This window comes from Ruegeria sp. BJ6, assembly GCF_056537885.1.
The window spans coordinates 1-12,048 of the sequence record NZ_JBQFSG010000008.1; the positions used below are offsets into that span (position 1 = coordinate 1).

The 12,048-nt window shown below is 58.5% G+C and carries 9 protein-coding genes; 3 read left to right on the plus strand and 6 right to left on the minus strand.

Annotated features, from left to right (window positions below):
* Nucleotides 1-248 precede the first annotated feature (248 nt).
* Genes ACR0D6_RS15835 through ACR0D6_RS15845 form a run of 3 tightly spaced genes read right to left on the minus strand, consistent with a single transcriptional unit; the run spans nucleotide 249 to nucleotide 2,289 of the window.
* Nucleotides 249-1,046: a metal ABC transporter permease gene (locus ACR0D6_RS15835; protein WP_480730551.1), complete on the minus strand. Its 798-nt coding sequence runs from the start codon at nucleotides 1,044-1,046 to the stop codon at nucleotides 249-251.
* A complete protein-coding gene (locus ACR0D6_RS15840) occupies nucleotides 1,046-1,786 on the minus strand; it encodes a metal ABC transporter ATP-binding protein (RefSeq protein ID WP_480766189.1) in 741 nt (246 codons plus the stop codon). Before ACR0D6_RS15840 ends, ACR0D6_RS15835 begins: the two co-directional genes overlap by 1 nt.
* Before the next feature lie 2 nt (nucleotides 1,787-1,788).
* Complete coding sequence (locus tag ACR0D6_RS15845) at nucleotides 1,789-2,289, minus strand: transcriptional repressor (protein ID WP_480766190.1); 501 nt, start codon at nucleotides 2,287-2,289, stop codon at nucleotides 1,789-1,791.
* Nucleotides 2,290-2,357: 68 nt separating this feature from the next.
* On the opposite strand from ACR0D6_RS15845, the gene ACR0D6_RS15850 reads away from it, so the two are divergent.
* Complete coding sequence (locus ACR0D6_RS15850; protein ID WP_480766191.1) at nucleotides 2,358-3,458, plus strand: zinc ABC transporter substrate-binding protein; 1,101 nt, start codon at nucleotides 2,358-2,360, stop codon at nucleotides 3,456-3,458.
* A gap of 168 nt (nucleotides 3,459-3,626) precedes the next feature.
* Here the strand turns inward: ACR0D6_RS15850 and ACR0D6_RS15855 are convergent, their stop codons facing one another.
* From ACR0D6_RS15855 to ACR0D6_RS15865, 3 genes are all read right to left on the minus strand, one after another.
* On the minus strand, nucleotides 3,627-5,597 hold the full coding sequence (locus tag ACR0D6_RS15855; RefSeq protein ID WP_480766192.1) for a DEAD/DEAH box helicase: 1,971 nt from the start codon (nucleotides 5,595-5,597) through the stop codon (nucleotides 3,627-3,629).
* 323 nt (nucleotides 5,598-5,920) lie between these two features.
* Nucleotides 5,921-7,519: a putative nucleotide-diphospho-sugar transferase gene (locus ACR0D6_RS15860; protein WP_480766193.1), complete on the minus strand. Its 1,599-nt coding sequence runs from the start codon at nucleotides 7,517-7,519 to the stop codon at nucleotides 5,921-5,923.
* A 69-nt stretch (nucleotides 7,520-7,588) separates the two neighbouring features.
* A complete protein-coding gene (locus ACR0D6_RS15865; RefSeq protein WP_170656379.1) occupies nucleotides 7,589-8,545 on the minus strand; it encodes a sulfotransferase domain-containing protein in 957 nt (318 codons plus the stop codon).
* A gap of 311 nt (nucleotides 8,546-8,856) precedes the next feature.
* Here ACR0D6_RS15865 and ACR0D6_RS15870 point away from each other — a divergent pair, with 311 nt between their 5' ends.
* Together ACR0D6_RS15870 and ACR0D6_RS15875 are read left to right on the plus strand one after the other, a co-directional pair.
* Complete coding sequence (locus ACR0D6_RS15870; protein ID WP_480766194.1) at nucleotides 8,857-11,163, plus strand: Tex family protein; 2,307 nt, start codon at nucleotides 8,857-8,859, stop codon at nucleotides 11,161-11,163.
* A gap of 203 nt (nucleotides 11,164-11,366) precedes the next feature.
* On the plus strand, nucleotides 11,367-12,038 hold the full coding sequence (locus ACR0D6_RS15875; protein ID WP_170656383.1) for a GntR family transcriptional regulator: 672 nt from the start codon (nucleotides 11,367-11,369) through the stop codon (nucleotides 12,036-12,038).
* The last annotated feature ends 10 nt before the right edge of the window (nucleotides 12,039-12,048 follow it).

Genomic DNA, 12,048 nt, shown 5'->3' on the forward strand with positions numbered 1-12,048 from the left:
AAGGATACCACCGTATACCGCAACTCACACCACCAAAACGGGTAGGTAAACCCAAATTCAAAGGCAATTTCATATGCTTGGGAAACCGGCACCCAAGGGTGCCTGATCCCCTTGCATGACGGTGTAAACCTGTCGATTTCAGAGCAATGCGCGATCTGTGGCGCAGCGATAGAATCTGGTGGTCAGCAGGTAACGGTCAGCGTGGCTTCAAGCGGATGCGCCCAGAACTCATCCGCCGCACGAAATGCTCATACCCCTTGTCGGGTTCGCCATCCAACAAGGCTGAAACACGCAAACAAGATTGCGGCGACGCAAACAATAGAGGGACCTGCGGGCGTGTCAAAAACATATGCCCCTCGCAACCCGGCGACGGCCGATACGGTTCCGATCGCCGCAGCAATCAATGCCATCGATTCCGGTGACCGGGCCAGACTTCGCGCGGCGGCGGCCGGAATGATCAACATGGCGGCGATCAAAAGCACGCCAACAACCTTGATCGCAACTGCGACAGTGACAGCGAGGGACAGGGTCAGGATCAACTGTTCCCGCTTGGGGTCAAAGCCGCTTGCATACGCCAGCTCTTCGTTGAGTGTTGCGGTCAGAAGCTGGGACCAGCGCCAGGCGATCAATGCAACGACCAGCGCAGCGCCGCCCCAGATCACCGCCAGATCAGTACGCGACACGGCCAGAATATCACCAAAAAGATAGGCCATCAGGTCGATACGCACGCCGGACAGGAACGAAACCGCAACCAGACCGAACGCAAGGGCAGAATGCGCCAAAACCCCCAACAGCGTATCCATCGCGTAACCACGACCCGCCAGAAATGTCACCGTCAACGCCATCAAAAGCGCAACCGCCAGCGCACCCGGAAAAACCGACATCTGAAACGTGAGTGACAGCGCGACACCGAGGATTGCGGCATGTGCTGTTGCGTCTCCGAAATAGGCCATGCGACGCCAGACGACAAAACACCCCAGCGGAGCGGCTGCGAAGGCCACGCCAACACCTGCGAGTGTTGCTCGCGTCATAAAATCATCCAGCATTATTCCGCGGCTTCCTGAATGTTATCATTGTGGTCATGATGGTGATCATGCTCGTGTCGATAAAGGGCAAGCGCACCACCGGTACCTGTTCCAAACAAAGCCCGGTATTCCGGAGCCGAAGCAACGACAGCAGGCGAGCCTTCGCAACAGACATGACCGTTTAGGCAAATGACCCGGTCAGAGGCACTCATGACCACATGCAACTCGTGGCTGATCATCAGCACGGCACACCCGGTTTCGCGACGGACCTCCTCGATCTGCTGATAGAACGCCGCAGAACCCCGTTGATCCAGACCTTGCGTCGCTTCATCCAACAACAGGATGTCCGGCCGATTAATCAGGGCGCGGGCCAGCAGCACACGCTGGAACTGCCCGCCAGAGAGTTGCGACATCTGGGATTTCAACAGATCCGGCACACCGGCCGCTTTAAGCGCGTCCATGCTGCTTTGCCGCGACACACGGGAGGTCAGACGCATGAAACGTTCCACCGTGATCGGCATCGTCGGATCGATATGCAGCTTTTGCGGCACATACCCGATTTTTAGCCCCGGCTTATGTGTCACCTGTCCTGCCGAAAGCGGGGTCGCGCCGATGATGGCTCGCAACAGACTGGTCTTGCCCGAACCATTAGGCCCGACAATGGTCACGATTTCACCCGGCTCGACCGTCATGTTCACATGGCGCAAAACCGTGTTGGCACCATAGCGCACGCTAAGATCTTCGACAGTAACAAGAGTCATTTCTAGGCCTTTTCGGTGCAGTCCGGGCAGATTCCCTCGGCTTCTACAACCGTTCGCTCAATCTCGAAACCCGCAGCACGCGCCGCAGCGCCGAGTAAACTTTTGGCGGGGGCCGTCTGTGCCTCTGCCACCATATCGCATTTCCGGCAAATCATGAAGGCGGGCGAATGCACGGCACCGGGATGGGAACAGGCGACAAACGCGTTCAACCGCTCGATCTTGTGTACGAACCCATTGTCGACAAGAAAATCAAGCGCGCGATAGGCCACTGGCGGCTGCGATCCGAACCCTTCCTCGCGCAGGCGGTCAAGAATGGCGTAAGCGCCAAGCGCCCGGTGTTCCTGAAGCAACATCTCAAGCACCTTGCGCCGAACCGGGGTCAGGCGCAGGCCTTCCTCACTGCATCGTTTCTCGGCATTGGACAGGCCGGATTCGACACAGTTTTCGTGGTCATGTTTGTGGAACCCAACAAGGCCCGATTCATCTGCGGGAACGGGTGGCATCTCGCTTGTCATGTTATTCCATATCATCTATAGCGCTCGTAACGTTATAAAATCACACAGAGGGCCTGATGTCCAGAAAGCTCCTTCCAGTTTCGATTACTGCTGCGCTGATAGGCAGCACGGCAATTGCCGAGGTCCCGAATGTCGCGGTCGATATTGCGCCAATACATTCTCTGGTCGCACGAGTGATGGACGGTGTTGGCGAACCTGACCTGATCGTGCCACCGGGTGCATCGCCGCATGAATACAATCTGCGCCCGTCCGAGGCAGCCGCGCTGCAAGAGGCGAACCTTGTGTTCTGGATGGGCGAAGACCTGACACCTTGGATGGAAGGCGCCGTTGAAACCCTCGCGGACCGCGCAACCGTCGTGAGCTTGCTGGAGGCTGACGGCACCATCCTTCTGGAGTCCCGCAAGAGCGCTCTGTTCGAAGCACATGACCACGGTGATCACGATGACCACGGAGACGACGCGCACGCTGAAGACGAAGATCATGATGATCACGGTGACGAAGCGCACGCCGAAGACGAGGATCATGATGATCATGCCCATGACGAAGAACATGCGCATGAAGACGAACACGAGGAACATGCCGAAGGTGGCGATCACGACCATGAAGAGCATGAAGGCCATGACGATCACGATGATCACGGCCATGGCGCGCATGATCCCCATGCATGGCTTTCACCTGAAAACGCCGGGATTTGGCTGAACGTGATCGCCGCTCAGCTTTCGTCGATCGATCCGGACAATGCGGGTGCCTATTTCGCCAACGCCACAGCGGCCCGCACCGAGATGGAGGCGCTATCCGCCAAAGTGGCCGAAATGCTGGAGCCCGTTCGCGGTGGCAGCTTTGTGGTGTTTCATGACGCCTATCAGTATTTTGAGGGTGCGTTCGACTTTCCGGCCTCGGGTGCGATTGCCCTGAGCGATGCATCCGACCCGAGCCCGGCCCGCATCGCCAAGATTCAAGATCGCATTCGCAACGAGGGTGTGAATTGCGTCCTCGCCGAACCGCAGTTCAACCCCGGCATCGTCGAAGTTGTACTGGATGGAACGGATGCGAATACCGGCGTGGTCGATCCGCTGGGGGCAGAGTTTGAGACCGGTGCAACCCTGTATCCGCAAGTCATCCGGGCCATAGCCAAAACGCTGGCCGAGTGCCTTTGAACCCTGCCATCAGCCCGGTTGAGCCAAGCGCATCAATCGGGCTGATCCTACCCGGCACTTCAGATTCGGTGGCACCTGTCACAGCAGATCCAATGTCGATTGGGACCGGCATTTGGACCCCACAACCTGAGCTGATTCACTTGCCGGGCAACTGAATAAGGCCAGAGTTCACGATTTGCTGCGCGGCTTTCGGCTCGGGTATTCTGACCCACCCATTTTCCCGGCCGCCAATCTGCGGGCGCGGTTCTTTTTGCTGGACGGTTTTCCCACCGGAGGTTTGGGCCCTGGGCGGCGCTGCTGCCCGTCAGACGTTTTCGGTTTTTTGTCACCGGAATGGCGGGGCTTGGGTGACTTGCTGGCGCCCCCCTCGCCCGCTCGCGTGCCCTTTGCCTTTGGCTGTTTCGACTGTTTCGGTTTTGCGGGTTTGGGCTTGGCCACCTGCACAACCGGATCATCTTTGCGGTCGATTGAATCTGCCGCCCTCGGCTTTTTGCCCTTTGACGACGCTGGAGCACCATCGGCCACAGATGGGCGCATCTTGTTGGTCGGTTTGCGGGGTGATTTGTCAAATTTGGGTGGTGTCGATAATTGCGTCAGCGCTGCACCGCCCTCCAGCGCCATCGATGGTCCGACAGCCGCAAGAAAACGCGCAACCGCAGTTTCGCGCAGTTCAATCAGTGAGTCCTCGGGCTGGATGCGAATAGCGCCGATATCGTCGCGGGAAAGGTTACCCAGCTTGCACAACATCGGCAGCAGGCGCCTTGGTTCCGCACCGGCAGACCGGCCACCCGCCAGTGAGAACCAGACACTCGGGCCAAAAGCCTCGCGCGGTTTATGGGCTTCGCTGACATCCGCCAATTCTTCGGGGGCCGAGTGCTTTTCGCGGTATTGCCGAAGATATGCGGCAGCGATCTGATCCGGTGTAAAACCTGCGACCAACTTGTCCACGAGCGCGCGGTCTGTCTCGGCGACCGGTTCAAGCCAGTCGGGACTGGCCAGCATCCGTTCTTCGTCCTTGGCGGCCACTGCCTCGGCACTTGGGGCGTCGGACCACTCGGCTGTTACCTTTGCCCAGCCCAGCAAACGTTCGGCTTTCTTACGGGTATTGGGCGGCACGATCATGGCGCTGACGCCCTTGCGTCCGGCACGGCCGGTTCGCCCGGACCGGTGCAAAAGCGTTTCCTGATTGGTCGGCAATTCCGCGTGGATCACCAGATCGAGGTTCGGCAGATCGATGCCGCGCGCCGCGACATCCGTGGCTACGCAAATCCGGGCGCGACCATCCCGCATCGCCTGCAATGCGTGGGTACGTTCATTCTGGGACAGCTCACCGGACAGCGCTACAACCGACAATCCACGATTGGATAACCGGGTCGTCAGGCGGTTCACCATCGCCCGCGTATTACAGAACACGATGGCATTCGGAGCCTCGTAAAAGCGCAGCACATTGATGATGGCGTTTTCGCCATCACGGCCTGACACTCGAAAGGCGCGATAGTCGATGTCGGCATGTTGGGTTGTGCCACTGCTTGTCGAGATGCGAAGGGCATCCCGTTGATAGCTTTTTGCCATCTTCGCGATTGCAGGCGGCACCGTGGCCGAGAACAACAACGTCTGGCGCTGCGCCGGAGCGTTCTCGAGGATGAATTCAAGGTCCTCACGAAAACCCAGATCCAGCATTTCATCAGCTTCGTCCAGCACAACAGCCCTGAGCGCTTTCAGGTTGATGGATTCCCGCATGATATGATCGCGCAGACGTCCAGGCGTAGCGACAACGATATGCGCGCCGCGCGCAAGCGCCCGACGCTCATCCCGCATGTCCATGCCACCAACGGTCGAGGCGACGATGGCTCCGGCCTGTTCATACAGCCAGGCCAATTCGCGTTTGACCTGCAAGGCCAGTTCACGCGTCGGGGCAATAATCAAGGCCAACGGCGCCCCGGCCTGTTCAAAGTGTTCACCTTCACCCAGAATACCGGACGCGATCGCCAGTCCAAACCCAATGGTTTTGCCTGAACCGGTCTGGGCTGAAACCAATAGGTCCTTGCCGTCAACATCTGGATCGGTCACGGCCTCCTGCACTGCAGTAAGTGACGTATATCCGCGCAGGTCCAGCGCTTCTGCCAGAGTTTTCTTCACGACCATTTCCTATTTAAGCTGGTTATCAAGCGGCCGACGGCGATCATTTTCCAGATCTCGGCCGACAAGGGGCGGTGTCTAGCCCTTTGCAAAGGGGATGTACAGGTTTCAAACGCGACGCGCGCCAAAAAGCCGATACTGACCCAAGCATTCAAAGGAGTTACATCGCAATTTTATTTGCGGGCCGGGTTTTGTGGGGCGGCCCGATGCTTCGGGCCGCTAATAGGCGACTTGCCGGATTAGGCGATTTCGCCCCATGCCACGCTGCACGACACGACGGACGGTCGTGATCACGTGCGAGCTTTTCCGCTCAAACGACGCAGTTATCGTGCAACGGCGGTTTGCTTGGGTTCGGGCATCACCCAGCAGTCTTGATCCCGCAGCACCTTTTCCGTATCGCCAGCAGTCTTTTCGGCAAAAGGATGCGCAACGATCCGGTCAGCGGGGTTTTCGACCTCATTCGGCAGGCGCTGAACCTGCCGGTGCGGCAGCAATCCGACGCGAATGGGCGTTCCATCCTCAAGAACTCCGCGGCCCAGAATGGATTGATCGTGGCACACGAACGGGGTGTCATTGAGGTGCAGCTGATAGCCGCCATCAGGTGCATCCCATTCCATCCCGATCTCGGTCAGCAATTCGTTGAGCGCCTTTTGGTCATCGAACCTGATTTCCGGATCTTCGGCGGCGGCAACCAGCTGGTCGATCACATTCAGCGTCGCAGGTGTTGCCCGGAAGCCGATAAATCCGAAACACAGCACATGCCCCCATGCCGCCAGCGTGGTGCGTGGCCAGACCGTGCCTTGCGACGCAACGATGTCCGCGTCAATGTCATCCACAATCGAAATCGGGTCCTGCTTCCAGACCGCATCCGCGTCCGAATGGATCACATTGTAGCCCGCCGCCAACAGCTCGCGGATCACCCTGAGACGCAACCGCCAAAGCTCGGACAGGTTGCCCGACCACGGTACGTGACACGTATTGAAACCGGCATCTGCCATATCTGCTGCCAGTTCTTCGTCCAGCGCGCAGATGACCAGTGGCTGATCGCCCGTTCCTTCCGCGTTGCAAAGCCAGTTATCCAGTATCGGGCGATAACTGCTGTTGCAGAAGACAAGCACGACATTGCCATTGTCATCCGCCGCGCTCTGCGCTGCGTCCAAAAGAGACTGGCTTTGCCGCCGGAGCGAATTACCGACGCGCACCATGGTTTTCGACTTGTAGTGTTGCGCCAGGTACCATCCGGCAATGCGTTCGCACGCGCCGCCAACAATGTGGCGGTTCTGCTGCAGCCTGGTACGGGCATCGTCACCGAGACGGGATTCGGAAAACCGGCTGACTGGGCCGCCCCGAACCTCTTTGAGTGCATCCAGCAAAACCGGAAGTTCCCGCTTAAGCCAGCTCTGGTAATCCAGAAAGACATCCTTGTCCAAAACATAGCTGCCCTTGAGCGGAACACGGGCCGTATCAGCAACCGGGTATCTGGCTTTCAGAAACCCGATCACGTCATCCGGGGCTTCCGCTTCTTCAAGGTAATACCAAAGGTGATGACCCGGCGTCGCTTCGATATAGGATAATGTCTGTCCGGCGAACGGATGCTGCAGCAATCCGCGTTGGGGTATCCGGGGAAGAAAAACCCGAACATTACCGGTGGCCATCGCCCACCGGTATGAAAACTTGTCGAACAGAGAATAGTTGAAAAGGCCGACCTGCCCCGCTGTCGGAACAACCGACATATGCCCGGTATATTCCGAAAGAATTGCGTCCAGATTCGGATAGTCAGATGCAAAGCGATCCAGCGTTTCGGGAAGAGCGCAGTCGTTCAGATCCACCAGGTGGCAACCGCGTACGTCGTCCAGCGCCTGTATCGACGAACGGGAAGCGTCGTTGTGGTAAAAGAAAAACAGTTCAAGGTTTATCTGCATATCTCTCGGTCCGAAACCCAATCCTTGCCGTCACGGCTGTTGGCATATGATCAGCGGATAACCCGCAGATCACTCTTCCCAGGGCAGTCTGTGTTTGCGAATACCGACCAAAGATTTCAACCGGTTGATCCGGCGATTGCGCTTGCGCGCCTTTGGCTCGAGGTAAGATACCTTTTCCCTGAGCTCTTTCACTTCGGCTTCCAGCCTGAGCATGTGCTGCTCGCCTTTTTTCCCGGGCTTGTGCTTCTCTAGCAGTTCCTTGGCGGTTTCCAGTTCCGATCGCATGGACTGGATGTCGGTGCAGAACGCGGAATAGGCATTCAATTCAGCCGGGCTGGGTTCAGGTTCGCCGTATCCCATCAGTCGCATGGCGGGACCGTTGTACAAATCGAATAGGGCGGCCTCGACATCCGAGAACTCTTTTTGCCAGTTCCCTGTCCGGCCAGCACCGACAAATCCTGACCGCGCGGCAGTCTGGAATTTTTCAATGTCCGGGAAGGGCTCGGTATTTGCGGGCAGGCCCATAAGTTCAGAAAGCTGCTGGGCAAATCCGGGAATATCCGCAACGATTTCCTCAAACTTGAAAAGTTTGTACTTTTCCGGGTTCGCCTGCGCCCAACTCAGCGTGTGACGCCCCCAGCTGCCAAAGGCAACACGGCCGGAAACAACATCCGACAGCGTAACATGCGCCCGTTTGGCGACGTTGTGATTATATTTGAGGTAAGACAGCGAGGAATCCCGTCCATCGCGCACGATGTGGACATAGGTGTCTTCTGCCTGTGTCATCTCGTCAGGGACATTGTGCGTCTTGATGAGATATGGCTTTTCATCCCTGCGCAACGCCTCAAGGTCGATCGAATTTGCGTCGCCGTCGATATGTCCAACCAGTTTTCCAAGCTCGGGATTCGAGGCGATGTCGGCCCTGTCACCATGGATCGACAGGCTGCCGAGGTTGAAATAGTGATTGAACACCGATCTAGTGAGTGTATTGCCGCTACGTGGGTAGGAAACCAGCCAGATAATCATGTTTGGAAGTATCTCTGTTCGTTCGTAAACGCCTTCACAGGCTTGTCATTTGACCGGGCTCTTACAGTAGCCCAATGCGGCGGGCAACACCAGATATCACATTGATCGGTGCCATTTGTGACAGTTCGGCGACAATCCGCGCCGAATCACTGGATACAACAATGACGAATACTCGCTGTTCAGAGTACAACCATTGCAGAACTTCACCACGGAACGGCCCGTTCGCAATATTGGCCAAAGGACCGGGTGCCCCCTTCCCCTCGGTCTGACGGCTGGCTAAGAAGTGCTTCCAACCAATCCAGGAGGCCCCTTTGGACCGTATCGCCCGCACCATCGCCACGGAAATCAGCGCCCGCCCGGAACAGGTCGGCGCTGCGGTCAGATTGTTGGACGAAGGGGCGACCGTGCCATTTGTCGCCCGCTATCGCAAAGAGGTGACGGGCGGGCTGGATGACAGTCAGTTGCGAACCCTGGCCGAACGGCTGTCCTATCTGCGCGAGCTAGAGGCACGGCGCGAGACGATCCTGAATTCGATCCGGGATCAGGGCAAGCTGACCGACGATCTGACCACATCCATCGCAAAGGCCGAAACCAAGGCGCAGCTTGAGGATATCTATCTGCCCTACAAGCCCAAGCGCCGCACCAAGGCTATGATCGCGCGGGAAAACGGACTGGAGCCGCTGGCCGATGCGATACTTGCCGACCGCAATGCCGATCCCGAGGCGCTGGCCGGTGCCTATGTCACCGAGGCGGTGGCCACCACAAAGGATGCGCTGAACGGTGCGCGTGACATCATAACCGAACGGCTATGCGAGAACGCGGCCCTGCTGGGCGAATTGCGCAGCTTTATGCAGCGCGAGGCGGTGCTGACATCGAAGGTTGTCGAGGGCAAGGAACAGGAAGGCGCCAAGTTCAGCGACTATTTCGATCATTCCGAGCTTTGGGCCAAGGCCCCGTCGCACCGGGCGCTGGCGATGCTTCGCGCTTCGAAAGAGGGTGTGGTGACATTGGATATCGCGCCAGAGCCGGAAACGGGCGCCGCGCGGGCCGAGGCGATGGTCGCTTCGCATCTGCAGACGCGGGGCGATGGGCCGGGTGACAAATGGCTGCGCAAGGTGGCGGGATGGACCTGGCGGGTCAAGCTGTCGTTGTCGATGATGGTGGAACTGATGGCCGATCTGCGCACCCGCGCGCAGGAAGAGGCGATTCAGGTCTTTGCCCGCAACCTCAAGGACCTGCTGTTTGCCGCCCCTGCCGGGGCCCGCGCGACGCTGGGTCTGGACCCGGGCATCCGGACCGGCGTGAAAGCGGCCGTCGTGGACGCAACCGGCAAACTGGTTGCCACCGACACGCTGTATCCGTTCCAACCCAAGAACGATCTGCGCGGCGCGCAGGCGACGATCCTGAAGCTGATCGCCGAGCACAAGATCGAACTGATCGCCATCGGCAACGGCACCGCCAGCCGCGAGACCGAGAGGCTGGTGACGGATACGCTGAAACTGTTGCCCGGATCAATGAAGGCCCCAACCAAGGTGGTGGTGTCCGAGGCGGGCGCCTCGGTCTATTCCGCATCCGAACTGGCGGCGCGCGAATTTCCCGATCTGGACGTGTCCCTACGTGGCGCGGTGTCGATTGCCCGCCGCCTGCAGGACCCGCTGGCGGAACTGGTCAAGATCGAACCCAAAAGCATCGGCGTCGGCCAGTATCAGCATGACGTGGACCAGCACCGCCTGTCCCAGTCTCTGGAGGCGGTCATCGAAGATGTGGTTAATGCCGTGGGCGTTGATCTGAACATGGCGTCGGCACCGCTGTTGTCCCATGTCTCGGGGCTTGGGCCGGGCTTGGCCGAGGCGATCGTCATGCACCGCGATCTGAACGGCGCTTTCCGGTCCCGCAAGGAGCTGTCGAAGGTTGCCAGACTTGGGCCGCGCGCCTTTGAGCAATGCGCGGGCTTCCTGCGCATCCGTGACGGGGCGGAGCCGCTGGATGCCTCCTCGGTCCACCCCGAGGCCTATGATGTTGCCCGCCGCATCGTAAAGGCCTGCGGACGCGATATCAGGCAGATCATGGGGCATGATGGCGCGCTGAAAGGGTTGCGGGCCGAGCAGTTCGTGGACGACACGTTCGGCCTGCCCACCGTGAGAGACATCCTGTCCGAACTGGAAAAGCCGGGGCGCGACCCCCGCCCGAGCTTTGTCACCGCGTCCTTCACGGATGGTGTGGAAGAGATCACCGACCTGAAACCCGGCATGATGCTGGAAGGTACAGTGACCAACGTGGCCGCCTTTGGCGCGTTTGTGGATATTGGCGTGCATCAGGACGGTCTGGTCCATGTCAGCCAGTTGGCCGACCGGTTCGTCAAGGACCCGCATGAAGTGGTCAAGACCGGTCAGGTGGTCAAGGTGCGCGTGGTCGAGGTGGACGTGCCCCGCAAACGGATTGGGCTGACCATGCGCAAGGATGGTGCCACGCAAAAGCGCGAGGATCGCGGCCCCCGAAGTGCGCCGAAAAGCCGGGGACCTGCCAAGGTAAAAAGTCAGGGCAATTCCGGACAGCCCAAGACCAACGATACCGGTGCGCTGGGGGCGGCGCTGATGGATGCGTTCAAAAAGCGGTAACCTTACGCTTTTTTGTTACCGAAAATTCCGAACCTGCGGCATTCCCATTGGCGGGAATGCCGGGACCGGGTATTGGAATTGCCTGTATTTTAAGCATTTCCGGATCAAATTGAGACTGAAATATATTATATCCAATATTGTTTTTGATTGATGCGCCGGACGGTGTAGGTTCAACCCGAACACACTCACAACACGTCCGAACGATGCCAAAACTCCAGACCGTCGACATAGGCAAGATCGAATCCGCTGCCACCATCATCTTCAACGCCATCCGCAAGGCGATCATCGAAGGCGAGCTGAGCGATGGCGATCCGCTGCGTCAGGATGAAATTGCCCGTATGTTCAACACCAGCCGCATCCCCGTGCGCGAGGCCATCACCATGCTGGAACAGCAGGGATTGGTGAAAACCGAACGCTATCGCGGCGCAATCGTGGCGGGGTTGTCACTGGATGAAGCCAGCGAGATTTTCGATTTCCGGGCGCTGGTCGAGGCGCAGGTGATCCGCAAGGCGGTTCCGAACATGACCAAAGCCGTTCTGGAAGAAGCGCGCGAATATCTGGTTCAGTTCAGTGCGGCCGAGGACCCCATGGAATACGGCGATCTGAACCGCAAGTTTCACGAGACCCTCTATGGCGCCAGCAACCTGAACTATCATCTGAGCGTGATCGACAATTCGATGGACCGGATCGATCGCTATCTGCGCGCGCAACTAATCCTGAGCGACGGGATGGAAAGGGCGAACCGCGAACATCTGGGCATTCTAGAGGCCTGCGAACGCGGAGACGCCGAAGCCGCCGCCGATCTGACGGCGGCCCATATCACCGGTGCCAAGACATCGCTGGCCGTTCACATCAAGAAACAGTCAGCCGACTAGACACAACCCG